Raw genomic sequence first — 18,242 nt, 5'->3', positions numbered from 1 at the left:
TGACAATTTGAAGGAGCCGATCATGGCCAAGGCAAAATTCGAACGCACCAAACCGCACGTGAACATCGGGACCATCGGTCACGTGGACCACGGCAAGACGACGCTGACGGCGGCGATCACCAAGTATTTCGGTGACTTCCGCGCCTACGACCAGATCGACGGCGCGCCGGAAGAGAAGGCCCGCGGGATCACCATCTCGACCGCCCACGTCGAGTACGAGACCGAGTCGCGGCACTACGCCCACGTCGACTGCCCCGGCCACGCCGACTACGTGAAGAACATGATCACCGGTGCGGCGCAGATGGACGGCGCGATCCTGGTGGTGAACGCTGCCGACGGCCCGATGCCGCAGACCCGCGAGCACATCCTGCTCGGCCGCCAGGTGGGCATCCCCTACATGGTCGTCTACATGAACAAGGTCGACCAGGTGGATGACGAGGAGCTCCTGGAGCTCGTCGAGATGGAAATCCGCGAGCTGCTGTCGTCCTACGACTACCCGGGTGACGACATTCCGATCATCAAGGGCTCGGCGCTCGCCGCCATGGAAGGCCGCGACGAGGCGATCGGCGAGAACTCGATCCGCGAGCTGCTGAAGGCCGTCGACGAGTACATCCCGACCCCGGCCCGCGCCGTCGACCTGCCGTTCCTGATGCCGATCGAGGACGTGTTCTCGATCTCCGGCCGCGGCACCGTGGTGACCGGCCGCGTCGAGCGTGGCGTGATCAATGTCGGCGACGAGATCGAGATCGTCGGCATCCGCGACACCAAGAAGTCGACCTGCACCGGCGTCGAGATGTTCCGCAAGCTGCTCGACCGCGGCGAGGCGGGCGACAACGTCGGCGTGCTGCTGCGCGGCATCGACCGTGAAGGCGTCGAGCGTGGCCAGGTGCTGTGCAAGCCCAAGTCGGTCGCACCGCACACCAAGTTCGAGGCCGAGGCCTACATCCTCACCAAGGAAGAGGGTGGCCGCCACACGCCGTTCTTCGCGAACTACCGCCCGCAGTTCTACTTCCGGACCACCGACGTCACCGGCACCGTCGTCCTCCCCGAGGGCACCGAGATGGTGATGCCGGGCGACAACCTGAAGTTCAACGTCGAGCTGATCGCACCGATCGCCATGGAAGACGGCCTGCGCTTCGCCATCCGCGAAGGCGGCCGCACCGTCGGCGCCGGCGTCGTCTCGAAAATCATCGAGTAAGGACGCCCCTTACCGGGACGTCGCCGCGGGGCGGGTGTTTCGCCCGCCCCGCACCACTTTTCCGACGGGTTCGACGTGGACCGGCAATTCCGCCCGGCCGACCTCTCAACCCGAACCCTTGAAGGGGAACAACATGGCCGCCCAAAGCCAGAATATCCGTATCCGGCTCAAGGCTTTCGACTACCGCGTGCTGGATGCCAGCACCGCGGAGATCGTCAGCACCGCCAAGCGCACCGGCGCCTCGGTCCGCGGGCCGATCCCGCTGCCCAACAAGATCGAGAAGTTCACGGTGCTCCGTGGACCGCACATCGACAAGAAATCCCGTGACCAGTTCGAGATCCGCACCCACAAGCGGCTGCTCGACATCGTCGATCCGACCCCGCAGACCGTGGACGCGCTGATGAAGCTCGACCTGGCCGCCGGCGTCGACGTCGAAATCAAGGTCTGAGGGGGGTAACGATGTTGCGTTCCGGAATCATCGCCAAGAAGGTGGGTATGACCCGCCTGTTCCTCGAGGACGGCAAGCAGGTCCCGGTGACCGTGCTCCAGCTCGACAACCTGCAGGTCGTGGCGCAGCGCACGATCGAGCGTGACGGCTACACCGCCGTCCAGCTCGGTGCCGGCACCGCCAAGGCCAAGCGCGTCAGCGCGCCGATGCGCGGCCACTTCGCCGCCGCCAAGGTCGAGCCCAAGCGCAAGGTCGCCGAGTTCCGCGTCGCCCCCGAGAACCTGATCGAAGTGGGCGAGGAAATCATCGCCGCGCACTACTTCGAAGGCCAGTTCGTCGACGTGTCGGGCGTCTCCATCGGTAAGGGTTTTGCCGGTGCGATGAAGCGTCACAACTTCGGCGGTCTGCGCGCGTCCCACGGCGTGTCCGTGTCGCACCGTTCGCACGGCTCGACCGGTCAGTGTCAGGACCCGGGCAAGGTCTTCAAGGGCAAGAAGATGGCCGGTCACATGGGCGCCGCCCGCGTGACCACCCAGAACCTCCAGGTCGTCAAGACCGATGCCGAGCGTGGCCTGATCATGGTCAAGGGCGCGGTGCCGGGCGGCAAGGGTGGCTGGGTCACGGTCAAGGACGCCGTGAAGAAGCCGCTGGCCGAGCACGTGGTCTTCCCGGCCGCGCTGAAGAGCCATGCCGATGAAGCCAAGCGTCTCGCCGACGAGGCCGCTGCCGAGGCCGCGGCTGCCGAGGAAGCCGCCGTCAAGGCCGCTGCCGAGGCCGAGCAGGCCGCGATCGACACCGCTGAGAAGGGTGAGAACAATGAAGGCTGAAGCGATCAAGCTGGACGGCGCCTCCGCGGGCTCCGTCGATCTCGACGACGCGATCTTCGGTCTCGAGCCGCGCGCCGACATCCTGCACCGCGTCGTGCGCTGGCAGCGTGCGCGTACCCAGCAGGGCACGCACTCGACGCTGGGCCGCTCCGAGGTCAGCTACTCGACCAAGAAGATCTACCGCCAAAAGGGCACCGGTGGCGCACGTCACGGTTCCAAGGGCGCGCCGATCTTCCGTCACGGTGGCACCTACAAGGGCCCGACGCCCCGCAGCCACGAGCACGACCTGACCAAGAAGTTCCGCAAGCTCGGCCTCAAGCACGCCCTCTCGGCGAAGGTGAAGGCCGGTGAGCTGGTGGTTCTCGACAGCATCGAGACCGAGGGCAAGACCTCGGTGCTCGCCAAGCAGGTCGCCAACCTCGGCTGGAAGCGGGCGCTGGTCATCGACGCCGCGGCGATCAACGAGGGCTTCGCCCAGGCCGCGCGCAACATCGCCAACCTGGACGTGCTCCCCTCGATGGGCGCCAACGTCTACGACATCCTCCGCAGTGACACGCTCGTGCTCACCAAGGCGGCTGTCGAAGCTCTGGAGGCTCGCCTGAAATGAGCGCGAAACCCGAACACTACGACGTGATCCGCAAGCCGGTCATCACCGAAAAGGCGACCCTGGCCTCCGAGGCCAACGCGGTGGTCTTCGAGGTGGCGATCGACGCCAACAAGCCGCAGATCAAGGAAGCCGTCGAGGCCCTGTTCCAGGTCAAGGTGAAGGCGGTCAACACCGTCGTCACCAAGGGCAAGGTCAAGCGGTTCCGCGGCACGCTGGGCACCCGCAAGGACGTCAAGAAGGCCTATGTGACCCTCGAAGAGGGCAACAGCATTGACGTCTCGACCGGTCTCTAATAGGTGACCCCATCGGCGCGGCCCCGGATTCGTCCGGGGCCGCTCCTTTTGACAACCGGGGGACCTTCGGGGCCCTTTGAATCGGGGACCTTCGGGGCCCTTCAACGACCGGGCCCTGGTGGCCCGCAAAGCAACGGAAGACACAAAGCATGGCACTCAAGTCGTACAAGCCGACGACGCCGGGCCAGCGCGGGCTGGTGCTGATCGACCGTTCGGAGCTTTGGAAAGGACGCCCCGTTAAGGCCCTCACCGAGGGTCTGAGCAAGTCGGGCGGCCGGAACAACACCGGACGGATCACGATGCGTCGTCGTGGTGGTGGTGCGAAGCGCCTCTACCGGATCGTCGATTTCAAGCGCAACAAATTCGACATGCAGGCGGTCATCGCCCGCATCGAATACGACCCCAACCGTACCGCCTTCATTGCACTGATCCAGTACGAGGACGGCGAGCAGGCCTACATCCTGGCGCCGCAGCGCGTCTCGATCGGTGACAAGGTCGTGGCCGGCGCCAAGGTCGACATCAAGCCCGGTAACGCGATGCCCTTCTCGGGCATGCCGATCGGCACGATCGTCCACAACATCGAGATGAAGCCCGGCAAGGGCGGCCAGATCGCACGTTCGGCGGGCACCTACGCCCAGTTCGTTGGTCGCGATGGCGGCTACGCCCAGATCCGTCTCTCCTCGGGCGAGCTGCGGCTCGTGCGTCAGGAATGCATGGCGACGGTCGGCGCGGTCTCGAACGCGGACCACTCGAACCAGAATCTCGGCAAGGCCGGTCGCAACCGCCACTTCGGCAAGCGCCCCGCCGTTCGCGGCGTCGCGATGAACCCGATCGACCACCCGCATGGCGGTGGTGAGGGCCGGACCTCCGGTGGCCGTCACCCGGTGACGCCGTGGGGCAAGCCGACCAAGGGTGCGCGCACCCGTGACAAGAACAAGGCGTCGTCGAAGCTCATCCTTCGTTCGCGCCACGCTCGCAAGAAAGGCCGTTAACACATGGCTCGTTCTGTTTGGAAAGGCCCTTTCGTCGATGCTTACGTGCTCAAGAAAGCCGAAGCGTCGCGCGAGTCCGGCCGCAACGAAGTGATCAAGATCTGGTCGCGCCGTTCGACGATCCTGCCCCAGTTCGTGGGACTGACCTTCGGTGTGTACAACGGTCACAAGCACATCCCCGTCAACGTCAGCGAAGACATGATCGGTCAGAAGTTCGGTGAGTATTCGCCGACCCGCACCTATCACGGTCACGCCGCCGACAAGAAAGCGAAGCGGAAGTAAGCCATGAGCAAGGACAAGAATCCCCGCCGCGTCGCCGATAACGAGGCGATGGCCAAGACCCGGATGCTGCGCACCAGCCCGCAGAAGCTCAACCTCGTTGCCGCGATGATCCGCGGCAAGAAGGTGGAGAAGGCCCTGTCGGACCTGACCTTCTCGAAGAAGCGCATCGCCGGCGACGTCAAGAAGTGCCTGCAATCCGCGATCGCGAACGCCGAGAACAACCACAACCTCGACGTCGACGAGCTGGTCGTCGCCGAGGCTTGGGTCGGGAAGAACCTGATCATGAAGCGCGGCCGTCCGCGGGCCCGTGGCCGGTTCGGCAAGATCGTCAAGCCGTTCTCGGAACTCACCATCAAGGTCCGCCAGGTCGAGGAGCAAGCCTAATGGGTAACAAGGTCAATCCCGTCGGCATGCGGCTTCAGGTCAACCGGACCTGGGACAGCCGCTGGTACGCCGACACCAAGGACTACGGCGATCTTCTTCTCGAAGACCTCAAGATCAAGGACTTCATCAAGAAGGAAGCCAAGCAGGCCGGCATCAGCCGCGTGATCATCGAGCGCCCGCACCGCAAGTGCCGGGTCACGATCCACGCCGCGCGTCCGGGCGTCATCATCGGCAAGAAAGGCGCGGACATCGAGACGCTGCGCAAGAAGCTGTCGAACCTGACGAAGTCCGAGCTGCACCTCAACATCGTCGAGGTCCGCAAGCCCGAGCTCGACGCTGCTCTCGTCGGCGAGTCCATCGCCCAGCAGCTCGAGCGTCGTGTCTCGTTCCGTCGCGCCATGAAGCGCGCGGTGCAGAACGCGATGCGCATGGGTGCCCTTGGCATCCGCGTCAACGTCGCGGGCCGCCTCGGCGGTGCCGAGATCGCGCGGACCGAATGGTACCGTGAGGGCCGCGTGCCGCTGCACACGCTGCGCGCCGACATCGACTACGCGCTGTCCGAAGCCGAGACCCCCTATGGCATCATCGGGATCAAGGTCTGGATCTTCAAAGGCGAGATCATGGAGCATGATCCGCAGGCGCGTGACCGCAAACAGGCCGAGCTGCAGGAAGGCCCCGTGCCTCGCGGCGCCGGCGGCCGCCGGTAAGGGAGGGCTGAGACATGCTTCAACCGAAGCGCACCAAGTTCCGCAAGCAGCACAAGGGCCGCATTCACGGTGAGGCCAAGGGTGGCTTCAACCTGGATTTCGGCGCCTATGGCCTGAAGGCCGTGCAGCCCGAGCGCATCACCGCGCGTCAGATCGAGGCTGCCCGCCGCGCCCTGACCCGTCACATGAAGCGTCAGGGCCGGGTCTGGATCCGGATCTTCCCGGACACGCCCGTGACCTCCAAGCCCACCGAAGTCCGGATGGGTAAGGGTAAGGGTTCGGTCGATTTCTGGGCCGCCAAGGTCAAGCCTGGCCGGGTGATGTTCGAGATCGACGGCGTGAGCGAGGAAATCGCCCGCGAAGCTCTTCGCCTCGCCGCGATGAAGCTGCCGATCAAGACCCGCACCGTGGTCCGCGAGGACTGGTAAGCCGGTCTGGAGTTTCGGCTCCGACGACGACATCGAAGCCCCCGCCGAGCGATCGGCGGGGGCTTTCTCGTACCGCGCCTAGGAGCCAACTGCGCGCTTGGCCTCGAGCCGCCTCGCCTGTGCACCATTCTGGTATGGTGCCTGATGCAACGAACAGCGGCGCGTCGCATGTGTCTCGCCGCGAAGAGGTGCCATGGCCGACATCCTCGGACCACTGATCCCCGAACGTCTGCGGAGCGTGCGGCTGGTGCTGCGGCGACCGGAGCCCCGCGATCTCAAACCCTATGTCAGCTTCTACGCGAGCAAACGCTCGGCGATGGCGCTGGGGCCGATGGACCGCCCGGAGGCGTTCGAGTCGCTCTGCGTCGAAATGGCTCTTTGGGACATCAAGGGGTTCGGCAATTACACGTTGCTGCGCCACGAGGTCCCGATCGGACTGACCGGTGTCTGGCATCCCGAAGGCTGGGACGAGGCCGAGATCGGCTGGAGTCTGTTGGAGGGCCATGAGGGGAGGGGCTACGCCACCGAAGCGGCCAAGGCGGTGCACGATCTCTTGGAGGATCTGGGCTGGCCGCCTCCGGTCAGCTATATCGATCCCGCCAATCACCGCTCGAAGACGGTCGCCCGACGGCTGGGTGCGCGCTTCGAGCGACACCACCCCCGCTGGCCCGACCCCGAGATATGGCGGCACCGCTCCCGGGTCCCGCCTGATCCGTGACGCCTGTACGAGGCTGCGGCGCCCCTTCGGGAGAAAGGGTTTGCATCCTGTGCCCATGTCGTCTAGGGACAGCGCTCATTCACCTAGTCCACCGGAATCAGGGTGACCCTCTCGATGATGAAAGGGGCCTTCCGGTGATGTCGAAAGGAAAGCCCCATGGCGCTCCATGCCAAGGAACTCCGCGACAAGACCGCGGACCAGCTCCGCGAGCAGCTTGTCGATCTGAAGAAAGAAGCGTTCAACCTGCGCTTCCAGCAGGCCACCGGCCAGCTTGAGAACACCGCGCGGATGCGCGTCGTCAAGCGTGACGTCGCCCGTATCCACACCATTCTGAACCAGAAGGCGGCCGCGGCCGCCGGCACGGAGGCCTGAGCCCATGCCCAAACGCATCCTGCAAGGCGTCGTGACCTCGAACCAGAACGCGCAGACCGTCACCGTTTCGGTCGAGCGTCGTTTCACGCATCCGGTTCTGAAGAAGACGATCCGTAAGTCCAAGAAGTACCGGGCTCACGACGAGGCGAACACCTTCAATGTCGGCGATACCGTCCGCATCCAGGAGTGCGCCCCGAAGTCCAAGACCAAGCGCTGGGAAGTGATCGCCGAGTAAGGCGCCTCATCTTCCAGCTTGAACGAAACCCTGGGGAGAAGGCCATTGAGAGCCCCCCAAAGGTCGGGAGAAACCCATGATCCAGATGCAGACCAATCTGGATGTCGCTGACAACTCCGGCGCACGCCGGGTGCAGTGCATCAAGGTCCTCGGCGGTTCGCACCGCCGGTATGCGTCGGTCGGCGACATCATCGTGGTGTCCGTCAAGGAAGCGATCCCCCGTGGCCGCGTGAAGAAAGGTGACGTCCGCAAGGCCGTCGTCGTGCGCACCGCCAAGGAAGTTCGCCGCGAAGACGGCACTTCGATCCGCTTCGACCGCAACGCGGCCGTCATCCTCAACAACAACAACGAGCCGGTCGGCACCCGTATCTTCGGGCCGGTGGTTCGCGAGCTGCGCGCGAAGAACTTCATGAAGATCATCTCGCTCGCGCCGGAGGTGCTGTAATGGCTGCCAAACTCCGCAAAGGTGACAAGGTCGTCGTCCTGACCGGCAAGGACAAGGGCAAGACCGGCGAGATCCAGTCCGTCGACCCGAAGGCCGGCAAGGCCGTGGTCGAGGGCATCAACGTCGCGATCCGCCACGTCAAGCAGAGCCAGACCGACCAAGGTGGCCGCCAGCCCAAGGCGATGCCGATCCAGCTGTCGAACCTGGCCATCGTCGATGCCAACGGCAAACCGGCCCGCGTCGGCTTCCGCGAGGAAGACGGCAAGAAGGTGCGTTTCGCCAAAACCACCGGGGACGTGATCTGATGCTCGATACCGCGAACTACACCCCGCGTCTCAAGGCGACCTTCGCCGACGAGATCAAGGCCAAGCTCCGCGAAGAGTTCGGCTACAAGAACGACATGCAGATCCCGCGCCTGGACAAGATCGTCCTGAACATCGGCGCCGGGGCCGAGGCCGTCCGCGATTCCAAGAAAGCCAAGTCCGCCCAGGACGATCTTTCGACGATCGCCGGTCAGCGCGCCGTCGTCACCAAGGCCAAGAAGTCGATCGCCGGCTTCCGCGTCCGCGAGGACATGCCGCTCGGTGCGAAGGTGACCCTGCGTGGCGACCGGATGTACGAATTCCTCGATCGCCTGATCACCGTGGCGATGCCCCGGATCCGCGACTTCCGCGGCGTCTCGGGCAAGAGCTTCGACGGCCGTGGCAACTACGCCATGGGCCTGAAGGAGCACATCGTGTTCCCGGAGATCAACTTCGACAAGGTCGATGAGGTCTGGGGCATGGATATCGTCATCTGCACCACCGCGAAGACCGACGCGGAAGCGAAGGCGCTGTTGAAGCATTTCAACATGCCGTTCAACAGCTGATCCGCGGGAGGAAAGAGAGATATGGCCAAGAAATCCATGATCGAACGCGAGAAGAAGCGCGAGCGTCTGGTAGCGCAGTATGCCGCCAAGCGCGCCGAGCTCAAGGCGATCGCGAACGACAAAGACAAGCCCGTGGAAGAGCGCTTCAAGGCGAACCTGAAGCTCGCGCAACTGCCGCGCAACAGCTCGCCCACCCGTCTTCACAACCGCTGCCAGCTGACGGGGCGTCCGCACGCCTATTACCGCAAGCTGAAACTCAGCCGGATCATGCTGCGCGAGCTCGGCTCGAACGGGGAAATCCCCGGCATGGTCAAGTCGAGCTGGTAAGGAGGGTCCACAGATGAACGATCCCATCGGTGATATGCTGACCCGCATCCGCAACGCGCAGATGCGTCACAAGTCCACCGTCATCACCCCCGCCTCCAAGCTGCGCGCCTGGGTGCTCGACGTCCTCGCGGACGAGGGCTACATCCGCGGCTACGAGAAGACGACCGGCAAGGACGGGCACCCCGCGCTCGAGATCAGCCTGCGCTACTACGAAGGCGCACCGGTGATCCGCGAGCTCAAGCGCGTGTCCAAGCCCGGCCGCCGCGTCTACATGAGCGTCCAGGACCTCCCGGCTCCGCGCCAGGGTCTCGGCGTCTCGATCGTCTCCACGCCCCGCGGCGTGATGTCGGATGCAAATGCACGCGCAGCCAATGTCGGCGGCGAAGTGCTTTGCACCGTATTCTAAGGAGGGTCCGGAATGTCTCGTATCGGTAAACGCCCGGTCGCTCTGCCGAGCGGCGTCACCGCCAACGTCTCCGGCCAGACGGTCGAAGTGAAGGGCCCCAAGGGCACCCGCAGCTTCACCGCCACCGACGACGTCACGCTGAAGCTCGAGGACGGCGCGATCTCGGTCACGCCGCGCGGCCTGTCCAAGCGCGCCCGCCAGCAGTGGGGCATGTCCCGCTCGATGGTCCAGAACCTCGTCACCGGCGTCTCGGAGGGCTTCAAGAAGGAGCTCGAGATCCAGGGCGTTGGCTACCGCGCGCAGATGCAGGGCAACACCCTGAAGCTGGCGCTCGGCTACAGCCACGACGTGAACTTCGAGGTTCCGCAGGGCGTCACTGTGACGGCACCCAAGCAGACCGAGATCGTGGTCGAGGGCATCGACCAGCAGCAGGTTGGCCAGGTTGCGGCGAACATTCGCGAGTGGCGTGCGCCCGAGCCCTACAAGGGCAAGGGCATCCGCTACAAAGGCGAGTTCATCTTCCGCAAGGAAGGCAAGAAGAAGTAAGGACGCGAAAAAATGGCAAACAGCAAACGGGATCTGTTCCTGAAGCGCCGTCAGCGCGTCCGGAGCAAGCTGCGTAAGGTGAATGCGGGGCGGCCGCGCCTCTCCGTGCACCGCAGCAACAAGAACATCAGCGTCCAGCTGATCGACGACGTGAACGGCGTCACTCTCGCCTCGGCCTCCTCGCTCGAGAAGGATCTGGGCATCGTCGGGAAGAACAACGTCGAGGCGGCCGCGAAGGTCGGTGCGGCGATCGCAGAGCGTGCGAAGGCGGCCGGCGTGTCCGAAGCCTATTTCGACCGCGGCGGCTTCCTGTTCCACGGCAAGGTCAAGGCGCTCGCTGACGCGGCCCGTGACGCCGGCCTGAAGATCTGAGGAGACGTAACATGGCAGAACGTGACAACCGTCGCCGCGACCGCGATGAGAACCCGGAATTCGCCGATCGTCTCGTGGCGATCAACCGGGTCTCGAAGACCGTCAAGGGCGGCAAGCGCTTCGGCTTCGCGGCGCTCGTCGTCGTCGGCGACCAGAAGGGCCGTGTCGGCTTCGGCAAGGGCAAGGCCAAGGAGGTCCCCGAGGCCATCCGCAAGGCCACCGAGCAGGCGCGTCGCAACCTGATCCGCGTGCCGCTGCGCGAGGGTCGGACCCTGCACCACGACATGGAAGGTCGCCACGGCGCCGGCCGCGTCGTGATGCGTGCCGCTCCGGCGGGTACCGGCATCATCGCCGGCGGCCCGATGCGTGCGGTGTTCGAGATGCTGGGCCTGCAGGACGTCGTGTCCAAATCGCTCGGCTCGCAGAACCCGTACAACATGATCCGCGCCACGCTGGACGGCCTCCGGGCCGAGCAGTCGCCGCGTGCGGTCGCCCAGCGTCGCGGCAAGAAGGTCGCCGACATTCTGCGCAAGCCCGAAGAGGCCGGCGCCGAAGTCGCCGAAGCCTGAGGAGAGCGGACATGGCAACCATCGTCGTCAAGCAGATCGGCTCGCCGATCCGTCGCCCCGCCTCGCAGCGTGCCACGCTGAAGGGCCTGGGCCTCAACAAGATGCACCGCACCCGCGAGCTCGAGGACACCCCCTCGGTGCGCGGCATGGTGAACTCGATCCCGCACCTCGTGCAGATCGTCGAAGAGAAAGCCTGAGCCACCGGCTCAGCGCGGATGGAGGGGCGTCGCGGGAAACCGCGGCGCCCCTTTCGTATGGGATCTCCCGCGACTCGGACGGCGCTGCTATGATTGCGTCAGGCGCGCGGCCGCGTGGCGGTCCGGCCCGGCCTCGATCCCGCCCCGCGCGGGCGGGCGGTTCCCAGCAGGGGGAGGCGGCCATGATCGACTGGTCCATCGAGGGCAGTTCCTTTGGAAACTGCAATTGCGGCTATGGCTGCCCGTGCCAGTTCGAGGATCTGCCGACCCATGGCCATTGCAGGGGCTTCGAGGCGCTCAGCATCGACACCGGCCATTTCGGCGACATCCGTCTCGACGGGTTGAGGATCGCGCTGCTCTACGCATGGCCCGGCCCGATCTTCGAGGGGGGCGGGGAGTTGCAGGCGGTGATCGACGAGCGCGCGGCGGCCGACCAGCGCAACGCGCTCGAACGCGTGCTGCATGGCGAGGAGACCGAGGAGGCGGCCACTCATTGGTGGGTGTTCCGGGCCATGTCGGACCTCCTCCACCCGACGCTGTACCGACCAATCGATCTCGACCTCGACATCGACGCCCGCCGCGCCCGTCTCTCGATCCCCGGGGTTCTCACCGGCGAGGGTCGGCCGATCCGCCCGCCGCATTCGGATGGCGAGCACCGGGTGCGGATCCAGATCCCCGGCGGGATCGAGTTCGAGCTTGCCGAAATCGGCAGCGCCACCTCGCGCAGCGGTGCCGACAGCGCCATCGCGCTGGATCTCTCCGATAGCTATGGACAGTTCAACAGGCTGCACCATAGCGGCCAAGGCGTCGTTCATGCCTGAGATGGCGCCCGCCGTGATGGCGGGACTGCTGCGGCGCGACCGTGCGCTATGCATCGTTCTGCTGGCTGCGATGTGCCTTTTGGCATGGGCCTACACGCTTGCGGGGGGCGGCGTGATGCCGCGCGACGGCATGATGCTCGGTCACGGGGGCGAGGCGGCCCCGGCTGGCCTCGACCGGTCCTTGGGTCATGGCTTGGCGATGATCGTCATGTGGTGGGTGATGATGGTGGCGATGATGCTGCCCTCGGCCACGCCCGTGATCCTGCTCGCGGCCGCGCTGAACCGGCGTGCCAGTGGCACCGCGCCTTTCCCTGCGACGGCGATCTTCGTGGCGGGCTACCTCTTGGTCTGGCTCGGCTTCAGCCTCGCTGCGACGGTGGCGCAGGCCCTGCTGTCGCGGGCCGGTCTGCTGACCCCGGGTATGGCGAGCGCCAGCGACGGGTTGTCCGGGCTGCTGCTGCTGGCCGCCGGCATCTGGCAACTCAGCTCCGCCAAGGCGGCTTGCCTGCGGCATTGCCGATCCCCGGTCGACTGGCTGATCCGGCATCGGGGGCAGGGCTGGCGCGGCGCACTGGCCGTGGGCCTCGGTCACGGCGGGTACTGCCTCGGCTGCTGCTGGGCGCTGATGCTGCTGCTTTTCGTGGGCGGAGTGATGAGCCCGCTCTGGATCGCCGGTCTGGCGCTACTGGTGCTGCTCGAAAAACTGTCTCCCGGCGGAGCGGTATGGAGGCGGATCACTGGCGCGCTCCTCCTGATATCCGGGGGGCTCGTGCTCTTGCCATAGGGCAGGGCGCTTGAAACCCGGGCCCGAGGGTCGTATACGCCGCCGGTGCCCCTTTGCGGGCCGAATCCCATTCGTCACGCCGTGTTTGCCCCATCCGTCGCTGGGGGGCAGTTCCGGCATCAAGGAGAAGCGACATGAAACTCAACGAACTGCGCGACAATCCGGGCGCGACCAAGAAAGCCAAGCGCGTCGGCCGTGGTCCGGGCTCCGGCACCGGCAAGATGGGCGGCCGTGGTATCAAGGGTCAGAAATCCCGTTCGGGCGTGGCCATCAAGGGCTACGAGGGCGGCCAGATGCCGCTCTACCAGCGTCTGCCCAAGCGCGGCTTCAACAAGCCGAACCGCCGCGAATACGCCGTCGTCAACCTGGGCCTGATCCAGAAGTTCATCGACGCGGGCAAGATCGACGCCGGTCAGGACATCACCGAGGACGCGCTGGTCGCGTCGGGCCTGATCCGTCGCAAGCGCGACGGCATCCGCGTCCTGTCGAAGGGCGAGTTCACCTCCAAGGCCAACATCGCCGTCACCGGCGCGTCGAAGGGCGCGATCGAGGCGGTCGAGAAGGCGGGCGGCAAGCTCACCGTCACCGCACCGGCGGCCGCCGCCGAATAATCGGTGGCCGGGGGGCCTTGCGCTCCCCGCCCCCGTCACCGACTGTTCCCGCGCCGCCGACCGGAAGACCCCGGTCCGGCGGCGCTGACATGACAAGAGAGCCCCGATGGCATCAGCAGCAGAACAGATGGCCGCCAACATGAGCTGGGGGGCCTTCGGCAAGGCCACCGAGCTCCGTCAGCGGATCCTCTTCACGATCGGTCTCCTGATCGTCTACCGGCTCGGCACCTTCATCCCCGTGCCGGGGATCGACGGCGCCGCGCTGCGCAATTTCATGGAGGGCGCGGCCTCCGGCATCGGCGGCATCCTGTCGATGTTCACCGGCGGCGCGCTGAGCCGGATGGGCATTTTCGCCCTCGGCATCATGCCCTACATCTCCGCTTCGATCATCGTGCAGCTCATGGCCTCGATGTACGAGCCGCTCAAGCAGCTCAAGAAAGAGGGCGAGCAGGGCCGCAAGAAGATTAACCAGTACACCCGCTACTTCACCGTGGTGCTGGCGACCTTCCAGGCCTACGGCCTCGCCGTCTCGCTGGAAGCGGGCGATCTCGTCACCGATCCGGGCCTGTTCTTCCGCGCCTCGACGATGATCACCCTCGTTGGCGGCACCATGTTCCTGATGTGGCTGGGCGAGCAGATCACCGCGCGCGGCATCGGCAACGGCATCTCGCTGATCATCTTCGTCGGCATCATCGCCGAGATCCCGGCAGCGCTGGCGCAGTTCCTGAGCCAAGGTCGGTCCGGCGCGATCTCCCCCGCGGTGATCCTCTTGGTGATCGCCATGGTGATCGGGGTGCTGACCTTCGTGGTGTTCATGGAGCGATCCCTGCGCAAGATCCACATCCAGTACCCGCGCCGCCAGGTCGGCATGAAGGTCTATGATGGCGGCTCCTCGCATCTGCCGATCAAGGTGAACCCGGCCGGCGTGATCCCGGCGATCTTCGCCTCGGCGCTCCTGCTGCTGCCGACCACGCTTTCGACCTTCTCGGGCGGCTCCACCGGGCCGGTCATGTCGACGATCCTCGCCTATTTCGGGCCGGGCCAGCCGCTCTACCTGATCTTCTTCGCGGCGATGATCATCTTCTTCACCTACTTCTATACCCGCGAAGTGGCGTTCAAGACCGATGACGTGGCCGACAACCTGAAGAACCAGAACGGCTTCATCCCCGGCATCCGACCCGGCAAGCGGACCTCGGAATACCTGGAATACGTGCTGAACCGGATTCTGGTGTTGGGCTCGGCCTACCTTGCCCTCGTGGCGCTGCTGCCCGAGATCCTGCGCAGCCAGCTGGCGATCCCGTTCTACTTCGGTGGCACCTCGATCCTGATCATCGTCTCGGTCGGCATGGACACGATCCAGCAGGTCCAGAGCCATCTGCTCGCGCATCAGTACGAGGGGCTGATCGAGAAATCGCAGCTGCGCGGCCGTCGCGGCGGCAAGACGAACAAGACCAAGGCGAGGGGGCCAGCACGTCGATGATCAACATCATTCTTCTGGGGCCGCCGGGCGCGGGCAAGGGCACGCAGGCCAAGCGTCTGGTCGAGGAGCGCGGCATGGTGCAGCTCTCGACCGGGGACATGCTGCGTGAGGCCCGTTCCTCCGGCACCGAGATGGGCCAGCGCGTCGCCGCCGTCATGGATCGCGGCGAGCTGGTGACCGACGAGATCGTCATCGGGCTGATCCGCGAGAAGCTGACCTCCGGGAGCGCATCGGGCGGCTACATCTTCGACGGCTTCCCGCGCACCTTGGCGCAGGCCGACGCGCTCGGCGCGCTGCTGGCGGAACTGGGACAGAAGCTCGACCACGTGATCGAGATGCGGGTCGATGACGAGGTGCTGGTCTCCCGCATCACCGGTCGTTCCACCTGTGGCAACTGCGGTGAGGTCTATCACGACGTGACCCGCCCGGTGCCGGCGGACGGCGTCTGCGTCAATTGCGGCTCGACCGAGATCAAGCGCCGCGCCGACGACAACGAGGAGGCGCTGCGTACCCGGCTTCTGGCCTATTACAAGCAGACCTCGCCGTTGATCGGCTACTACCACGCCAAGGGCCAGCTCGAGAGCGTCAACGGTCTGGCCGCGATCGAGGAGGTTTCGGCCGAGATCGCCGGTCTTCTGGGGCAGCAGACCCAGGACGCCTGAGGCCGGTTCCGGCCGGCCCCGGGCAGGGGGCTTGACCCTCTGCCCGGCAGCCCATAGACAGCCCCATCCCGAAAGGGAATCATTTCGCGCGAATTGTTGGGTCGCTCCCGGATCCGCGCGGATCACCTCGCAGGATGCGGCCCGGATCTTCCGGGCCTCAGTTGTGAAAAAAGGCTCCGGCATCACGGAGCCGCAACGAAAGGACGCTAAACGTGGCACGTATTGCCGGCGTGAACATCCCGACCGCGAAGCGGGTTCCGATCGCCCTCACCTACATCACCGGCATCGGTGACACCACCGCCCGCCAGATCTGCGAAGCCGTCGGCATCGACGTGACCCGCCGGGTCAACGATCTCTCCGACGCCGAGGTTCTGGCGATCCGCGAGCACATCGACGCCAACCTCACCGTGGAAGGCGACCTGCGTCGCGAAACCACGATGAACATCAAGCGCCTGATGGATCTCGGCTGCTACCGTGGCCTGCGCCACCGTCGCAACCTGCCGGTCCGCGGCCAGCGTACCCACACCAATGCTCGCACCCGCAAAGGCCCTGCAAAGGCCATTGCCGGCAAGAAGAAATAAGGGGACGCATCCATGGCACGTGATACCCGTCGCGGAGGCAAGAAGAAGGTCTCCAAGAACATCGCCGCAGGCGTGGCGCATGTGAACAGCTCGTTCAACAACACCAAGATCCTGATCTCGGACGTGCAGGGCAACGCGATCTCCTGGTCGTCCGCCGGCACCATGGGCTTCAAGGGCTCGCGCAAGTCGACCCCCTACGCCGCCCAGCTCGCTGCCGAAGATGCGGGCCGCAAGGCGCAGGAACACGGCGTGAAGACGCTGGAAGTCGAAGTGCAGGGCCCCGGTTCGGGCCGTGAAAGCGCGCTGCGCGCTCTGGCTGCCGTCGGCTTCAACATCACGTCGATCCGCGACGTGACGCCGATCGCCCATAACGGCTGCCGCCCGCCGAAGCGCCGCCGCGTCTGAGGCAATACCACTTGTTCGGGGCCGCGCCTGTCTGCGCGGCCCCGATCCGTCATTTTGAAACCTCGGGCGTCCGGCTCTTCGGGACCATGGAGCACGGACAGGAATGGAGGGACGCATGATCCACAAGAATTGGGCCGAGCTGATCAAGCCGACGCAGCTCGACGTCAAGCCGGGCAACGATCCGGCACGGCAGGCCACCGTGGTCGCCGAGCCGCTCGAGCGCGGCTTCGGTCTGACGCTCGGCAACGCGCTGCGCCGCGTGCTGATGTCGTCGCTCCAGGGTGCGGCCATCACCTCCGTTCAGATCGACAACGTGCTGCACGAGTTCTCCTCGATCTCGGGCGTCCGCGAGGACGTGACCGACGTGGTGCTGAACCTCAAGGGCGTCGCGATCCGCATGGAAGTCGAGGGCCCGAAGCGCCTCTCCGTCCAGGCGACCGGCCCGGGCGTCGTCACCGCCGGTGACATCTCCGAATCCGCGGGCATCGAGATCCTCAACAAGGATCACGTGATCTGCCACCTCGACGACGGCGCCAATCTCTACATGGAGCTGACCGTCAACACCGGTAAGGGCTACGTCGCGGCCGACCGCAACAAGCCCGAGGACGCGCCGATCGGCATGATCGCCATCGACGCGATCTACTCGCCGGTCAAGAAGGTGTCCTACGACGTGCAGCCGACCCGCGAGGGGCAGGTGCTCGACTATGACAAGCTGACCATGAAGGTCGAGACCGACGGCTCGCTGACCCCGGATGACGCCGTGGCATATGCCGCCCGCATCCTGCAGGACCAGCTGTCGATCTTCGTCAACTTCGACGAGCCGGAATCGGCCTCGGCCGGCGCGCTCGACGACGGTCTCGAGTTCAACCCGCTGCTGCTCAAGAAGGTCGACGAGCTCGAGCTGTCGGTGCGTTCGGCGAACTGCCTGAAGAACGACAACATCGTCTATATCGGCGACCTGATCCAGAAGACCGAAGCCGAGATGCTCCGCACCCCGAACTTCGGCCGCAAGTCGCTCAACGAGATCAAGGAAGTGCTCTCGGGCATGGGCCTGCATCTCGGCATGGACGTCGAGGACTGGCCGCCGGACAACATCGAAGACCTGGCCAAGAAGTTCGAAGACCAGTTCTGAGACTCGTAGGGGAGGGGAAACCCTCCCCCCACCCGGGCATCCCGCCCCAAGGAGAGCGGTCGACACGCATCGGCCGCCGGACAAAGCAAAACGCTAAAGGAGACACCCAATGCGTCATGGAAGTGGCTACCGCCGCCTGAACCGTACCCACGAGCACCGCAAGGCGCTCTTCGCCAACCTCGCCGGCTCGCTGATCGAGCACGAGCAGATCAAGACCACGCTGCCCAAGGCGAAGGACCTGCGCCGCGTGATCGAGAAGCTCGTCACGCTGGGCAAGCGCGGTGACCTGCATGCCCGCCGTCAGGCCGCGGCGCAGCTCAAGCAGGACGCCCACGTCGCCAAGCTGTTCGAGATCCTCGGGCCGCGCTACGCCGAGCGTCAGGGTGGCTATGTCCGCGTGCTGAAGGCCGGCTTCCGCTACGGTGACATGGCGCCGATGGCGATCATCGAATTCGTCGATCGCGACGTCGACGCCAAGGGTGCGGCCGACCGCGCCCGGCTCGAGGCCGAAGACGCCGCAGCCGAGTGATCGCGCCACGGTAGTG

Annotated in this window: 31 protein-coding genes; all 31 read left to right on the top strand. The window is 65.6% G+C overall.

The features are described from left to right. Window positions 1-22: 22 nt before the first annotated feature. The 31 genes from tuf to rplQ all read left to right on the top strand — a co-directional run bounded on the left by tuf (window position 23) and on the right by rplQ (window position 18,226). Window positions 23-1,198: an elongation factor Tu gene (tuf, locus tag LOS8367_RS03030; protein WP_085894986.1), complete on the top strand. Its 1,176-nt coding sequence runs from the start codon at window positions 23-25 to the stop codon at window positions 1,196-1,198. A 133-nt stretch (window positions 1,199-1,331) separates the two neighbouring features. Then, window positions 1,332-1,646: a 30S ribosomal protein S10 gene (gene rpsJ, locus LOS8367_RS03025; protein ID WP_021693211.1), complete on the top strand. Its 315-nt coding sequence runs from the start codon at window positions 1,332-1,334 to the stop codon at window positions 1,644-1,646. 11 nt (window positions 1,647-1,657) lie between these two features. Further along, complete coding sequence (rplC, locus tag LOS8367_RS03020) at window positions 1,658-2,473, top strand: 50S ribosomal protein L3 (protein ID WP_085894985.1); 816 nt, start codon at window positions 1,658-1,660, stop codon at window positions 2,471-2,473. Then, on the top strand, window positions 2,463-3,080 hold the full coding sequence (gene rplD, locus LOS8367_RS03015) for a 50S ribosomal protein L4 (protein ID WP_085894984.1): 618 nt from the start codon (window positions 2,463-2,465) through the stop codon (window positions 3,078-3,080). Before rplC ends, rplD begins: the two co-directional genes overlap by 11 nt. Further along, entirely contained in the window at window positions 3,077-3,373 is a 297-nt protein-coding gene (locus LOS8367_RS03010) for a 50S ribosomal protein L23 (RefSeq protein ID WP_085894983.1), read from the top strand. Before rplD ends, LOS8367_RS03010 begins: the two co-directional genes overlap by 4 nt. A 149-nt stretch (window positions 3,374-3,522) precedes the next feature. Further along, complete coding sequence (gene rplB, locus LOS8367_RS03005) at window positions 3,523-4,365, top strand: 50S ribosomal protein L2 (RefSeq protein ID WP_085894982.1); 843 nt, start codon at window positions 3,523-3,525, stop codon at window positions 4,363-4,365. Window positions 4,366-4,368: 3 nt separating this feature from the next. Next, window positions 4,369-4,647, top strand: a complete 279-nt coding sequence (rpsS, locus tag LOS8367_RS03000) for a 30S ribosomal protein S19 (RefSeq protein WP_085894981.1) — start codon at window positions 4,369-4,371, stop codon at window positions 4,645-4,647. A 3-nt stretch (window positions 4,648-4,650) separates the two neighbouring features. Beyond that, window positions 4,651-5,031 (top strand): 50S ribosomal protein L22, encoded by a 381-nt coding sequence (rplV, locus tag LOS8367_RS02995; protein ID WP_085894980.1) that lies wholly within the window; start codon window positions 4,651-4,653, stop codon window positions 5,029-5,031. Next, the gene (rpsC, locus tag LOS8367_RS02990) at window positions 5,031-5,738 is read left to right on the top strand and encodes a 30S ribosomal protein S3 (protein WP_085894979.1); all 708 of its coding nucleotides are present in this window, start codon (window positions 5,031-5,033) and stop codon (window positions 5,736-5,738) included. Before rplV ends, rpsC begins: the two co-directional genes overlap by 1 nt. A 14-nt stretch (window positions 5,739-5,752) precedes the next feature. After that, entirely contained in the window at window positions 5,753-6,166 is a 414-nt protein-coding gene (rplP, locus tag LOS8367_RS02985; RefSeq protein ID WP_085894978.1) for a 50S ribosomal protein L16, read from the top strand. 193 nt (window positions 6,167-6,359) lie between these two features. After that, window positions 6,360-6,884: a GNAT family N-acetyltransferase gene (locus tag LOS8367_RS02980; RefSeq protein WP_085894977.1), complete on the top strand. Its 525-nt coding sequence runs from the start codon at window positions 6,360-6,362 to the stop codon at window positions 6,882-6,884. Window positions 6,885-7,040: 156 nt separating this feature from the next. Then, window positions 7,041-7,256, top strand: coding sequence for a 50S ribosomal protein L29 (rpmC, locus tag LOS8367_RS02975; protein WP_085894976.1), 216 nt, complete (start codon window positions 7,041-7,043; stop codon window positions 7,254-7,256). A 4-nt stretch (window positions 7,257-7,260) separates the two neighbouring features. Further along, on the top strand, window positions 7,261-7,491 hold the full coding sequence (gene rpsQ / locus LOS8367_RS02970; protein WP_085894975.1) for a 30S ribosomal protein S17: 231 nt from the start codon (window positions 7,261-7,263) through the stop codon (window positions 7,489-7,491). A gap of 76 nt (window positions 7,492-7,567) precedes the next feature. Beyond that, complete coding sequence (rplN, locus tag LOS8367_RS02965; protein WP_017928025.1) at window positions 7,568-7,936, top strand: 50S ribosomal protein L14; 369 nt, start codon at window positions 7,568-7,570, stop codon at window positions 7,934-7,936. Further along, a complete protein-coding gene (gene rplX / locus LOS8367_RS02960; protein WP_085894974.1) occupies window positions 7,936-8,241 on the top strand; it encodes a 50S ribosomal protein L24 in 306 nt (101 codons plus the stop codon). Before rplN ends, rplX begins: the two co-directional genes overlap by 1 nt. Then, window positions 8,241-8,804, top strand: a complete 564-nt coding sequence (gene rplE, locus LOS8367_RS02955; protein WP_085894973.1) for a 50S ribosomal protein L5 — start codon at window positions 8,241-8,243, stop codon at window positions 8,802-8,804. The genes rplX and rplE overlap by 1 nt, the downstream gene beginning before the upstream one ends. A gap of 21 nt (window positions 8,805-8,825) precedes the next feature. Continuing rightward, window positions 8,826-9,131: a 30S ribosomal protein S14 gene (rpsN, locus tag LOS8367_RS02950; RefSeq protein ID WP_017928028.1), complete on the top strand. Its 306-nt coding sequence runs from the start codon at window positions 8,826-8,828 to the stop codon at window positions 9,129-9,131. 13 nt (window positions 9,132-9,144) lie between these two features. Continuing rightward, window positions 9,145-9,537: a 30S ribosomal protein S8 gene (gene rpsH, locus LOS8367_RS02945; protein WP_085894972.1), complete on the top strand. Its 393-nt coding sequence runs from the start codon at window positions 9,145-9,147 to the stop codon at window positions 9,535-9,537. A gap of 12 nt (window positions 9,538-9,549) precedes the next feature. After that, entirely contained in the window at window positions 9,550-10,083 is a 534-nt protein-coding gene (gene rplF, locus LOS8367_RS02940; protein ID WP_085894971.1) for a 50S ribosomal protein L6, read from the top strand. A gap of 12 nt (window positions 10,084-10,095) precedes the next feature. Beyond that, window positions 10,096-10,455 carry a 50S ribosomal protein L18 gene (gene rplR, locus LOS8367_RS02935; RefSeq protein ID WP_085894970.1) on the top strand — a complete coding sequence of 120 codons (360 nt, stop codon included), beginning with the start codon at window positions 10,096-10,098 and terminating at the stop codon, window positions 10,453-10,455. Window positions 10,456-10,466: 11 nt separating this feature from the next. Then, the gene (gene rpsE / locus LOS8367_RS02930) at window positions 10,467-11,024 is read left to right on the top strand and encodes a 30S ribosomal protein S5 (protein ID WP_021693348.1); all 558 of its coding nucleotides are present in this window, start codon (window positions 10,467-10,469) and stop codon (window positions 11,022-11,024) included. An 11-nt stretch (window positions 11,025-11,035) separates the two neighbouring features. Then, a complete protein-coding gene (gene rpmD, locus LOS8367_RS02925) occupies window positions 11,036-11,221 on the top strand; it encodes a 50S ribosomal protein L30 (RefSeq protein WP_017928033.1) in 186 nt (61 codons plus the stop codon). A 182-nt stretch (window positions 11,222-11,403) separates the two neighbouring features. After that, entirely contained in the window at window positions 11,404-12,042 is a 639-nt protein-coding gene (locus LOS8367_RS02920) for a DUF1326 domain-containing protein (RefSeq protein WP_085894969.1), read from the top strand. Further along, a complete protein-coding gene (locus tag LOS8367_RS02915; protein ID WP_242665488.1) occupies window positions 12,035-12,826 on the top strand; it encodes a DUF2182 domain-containing protein in 792 nt (263 codons plus the stop codon). Before LOS8367_RS02920 ends, LOS8367_RS02915 begins: the two co-directional genes overlap by 8 nt. A 134-nt stretch (window positions 12,827-12,960) precedes the next feature. Next, the gene (rplO, locus tag LOS8367_RS02910) at window positions 12,961-13,437 is read left to right on the top strand and encodes a 50S ribosomal protein L15 (RefSeq protein ID WP_085894968.1); all 477 of its coding nucleotides are present in this window, start codon (window positions 12,961-12,963) and stop codon (window positions 13,435-13,437) included. Between the two features lie 106 nt (window positions 13,438-13,543). Then, on the top strand, window positions 13,544-14,917 hold the full coding sequence (gene secY, locus LOS8367_RS02905; RefSeq protein WP_085894967.1) for a preprotein translocase subunit SecY: 1,374 nt from the start codon (window positions 13,544-13,546) through the stop codon (window positions 14,915-14,917). Further along, the gene (locus tag LOS8367_RS02900) at window positions 14,917-15,579 is read left to right on the top strand and encodes an adenylate kinase (protein WP_085895442.1); all 663 of its coding nucleotides are present in this window, start codon (window positions 14,917-14,919) and stop codon (window positions 15,577-15,579) included. The genes secY and LOS8367_RS02900 overlap by 1 nt, the downstream gene beginning before the upstream one ends. Window positions 15,580-15,791: 212 nt before the next feature. Next, window positions 15,792-16,160 carry a 30S ribosomal protein S13 gene (gene rpsM / locus LOS8367_RS02895; RefSeq protein WP_085894966.1) on the top strand — a complete coding sequence of 123 codons (369 nt, stop codon included), beginning with the start codon at window positions 15,792-15,794 and terminating at the stop codon, window positions 16,158-16,160. A 12-nt stretch (window positions 16,161-16,172) separates the two neighbouring features. Further along, entirely contained in the window at window positions 16,173-16,565 is a 393-nt protein-coding gene (gene rpsK, locus LOS8367_RS02890; protein WP_072780049.1) for a 30S ribosomal protein S11, read from the top strand. Between the two features lie 115 nt (window positions 16,566-16,680). Beyond that, entirely contained in the window at window positions 16,681-17,697 is a 1,017-nt protein-coding gene (locus tag LOS8367_RS02885) for a DNA-directed RNA polymerase subunit alpha (RefSeq protein ID WP_085895441.1), read from the top strand. 109 nt (window positions 17,698-17,806) lie between these two features. After that, window positions 17,807-18,226 (top strand): 50S ribosomal protein L17, encoded by a 420-nt coding sequence (gene rplQ, locus LOS8367_RS02880; RefSeq protein WP_085894965.1) that lies wholly within the window; start codon window positions 17,807-17,809, stop codon window positions 18,224-18,226. Window positions 18,227-18,242: the final 16 nt, after the last annotated feature.

It is taken from the genome of Limimaricola soesokkakensis (genome assembly GCF_900172345.1).
GTDB lineage: Bacteria > Pseudomonadota > Alphaproteobacteria > Rhodobacterales > Rhodobacteraceae > Limimaricola > Limimaricola soesokkakensis.
Note: the sequence above shows the minus strand (reverse complement) of the source record. Positions and strands in the feature narration are given on the sequence as shown.

Coding starts and splice junctions, on each gene's coding strand:
- tuf (WP_085894986.1), top strand. CDS start 23: ATGGCCAAGGCAAAATTCGAACGCACCAAACCGCACGTGAACATCGGG.
- rpsJ (WP_021693211.1), top strand. CDS start 1,332: ATGGCCGCCCAAAGCCAGAATATCCGTATCCGGCTCAAGGCTTTCGAC.
- rplC (WP_085894985.1), top strand. CDS start 1,658: ATGTTGCGTTCCGGAATCATCGCCAAGAAGGTGGGTATGACCCGCCTG.
- rplD (WP_085894984.1), top strand. CDS start 2,463: ATGAAGGCTGAAGCGATCAAGCTGGACGGCGCCTCCGCGGGCTCCGTC.
- LOS8367_RS03010 (WP_085894983.1), top strand. CDS start 3,077: ATGAGCGCGAAACCCGAACACTACGACGTGATCCGCAAGCCGGTCATC.
- rplB (WP_085894982.1), top strand. CDS start 3,523: ATGGCACTCAAGTCGTACAAGCCGACGACGCCGGGCCAGCGCGGGCTG.
- rpsS (WP_085894981.1), top strand. CDS start 4,369: ATGGCTCGTTCTGTTTGGAAAGGCCCTTTCGTCGATGCTTACGTGCTC.
- rplV (WP_085894980.1), top strand. CDS start 4,651: ATGAGCAAGGACAAGAATCCCCGCCGCGTCGCCGATAACGAGGCGATG.
- rpsC (WP_085894979.1), top strand. CDS start 5,031: ATGGGTAACAAGGTCAATCCCGTCGGCATGCGGCTTCAGGTCAACCGG.
- rplP (WP_085894978.1), top strand. CDS start 5,753: ATGCTTCAACCGAAGCGCACCAAGTTCCGCAAGCAGCACAAGGGCCGC.
- LOS8367_RS02980 (WP_085894977.1), top strand. CDS start 6,360: ATGGCCGACATCCTCGGACCACTGATCCCCGAACGTCTGCGGAGCGTG.
- rpmC (WP_085894976.1), top strand. CDS start 7,041: ATGGCGCTCCATGCCAAGGAACTCCGCGACAAGACCGCGGACCAGCTC.
- rpsQ (WP_085894975.1), top strand. CDS start 7,261: ATGCCCAAACGCATCCTGCAAGGCGTCGTGACCTCGAACCAGAACGCG.
- rplN (WP_017928025.1), top strand. CDS start 7,568: ATGATCCAGATGCAGACCAATCTGGATGTCGCTGACAACTCCGGCGCA.
- rplX (WP_085894974.1), top strand. CDS start 7,936: ATGGCTGCCAAACTCCGCAAAGGTGACAAGGTCGTCGTCCTGACCGGC.
- rplE (WP_085894973.1), top strand. CDS start 8,241: ATGCTCGATACCGCGAACTACACCCCGCGTCTCAAGGCGACCTTCGCC.
- rpsN (WP_017928028.1), top strand. CDS start 8,826: ATGGCCAAGAAATCCATGATCGAACGCGAGAAGAAGCGCGAGCGTCTG.
- rpsH (WP_085894972.1), top strand. CDS start 9,145: ATGAACGATCCCATCGGTGATATGCTGACCCGCATCCGCAACGCGCAG.
- rplF (WP_085894971.1), top strand. CDS start 9,550: ATGTCTCGTATCGGTAAACGCCCGGTCGCTCTGCCGAGCGGCGTCACC.
- rplR (WP_085894970.1), top strand. CDS start 10,096: ATGGCAAACAGCAAACGGGATCTGTTCCTGAAGCGCCGTCAGCGCGTC.
- rpsE (WP_021693348.1), top strand. CDS start 10,467: ATGGCAGAACGTGACAACCGTCGCCGCGACCGCGATGAGAACCCGGAA.
- rpmD (WP_017928033.1), top strand. CDS start 11,036: ATGGCAACCATCGTCGTCAAGCAGATCGGCTCGCCGATCCGTCGCCCC.
- LOS8367_RS02920 (WP_085894969.1), top strand. CDS start 11,404: ATGATCGACTGGTCCATCGAGGGCAGTTCCTTTGGAAACTGCAATTGC.
- LOS8367_RS02915 (WP_242665488.1), top strand. CDS start 12,035: ATGCCTGAGATGGCGCCCGCCGTGATGGCGGGACTGCTGCGGCGCGAC.
- rplO (WP_085894968.1), top strand. CDS start 12,961: ATGAAACTCAACGAACTGCGCGACAATCCGGGCGCGACCAAGAAAGCC.
- secY (WP_085894967.1), top strand. CDS start 13,544: ATGGCATCAGCAGCAGAACAGATGGCCGCCAACATGAGCTGGGGGGCC.
- rpsK (WP_072780049.1), top strand. CDS start 16,173: ATGGCACGTGATACCCGTCGCGGAGGCAAGAAGAAGGTCTCCAAGAAC.
- LOS8367_RS02885 (WP_085895441.1), top strand. CDS start 16,681: ATGATCCACAAGAATTGGGCCGAGCTGATCAAGCCGACGCAGCTCGAC.
- rplQ (WP_085894965.1), top strand. CDS start 17,807: ATGCGTCATGGAAGTGGCTACCGCCGCCTGAACCGTACCCACGAGCAC.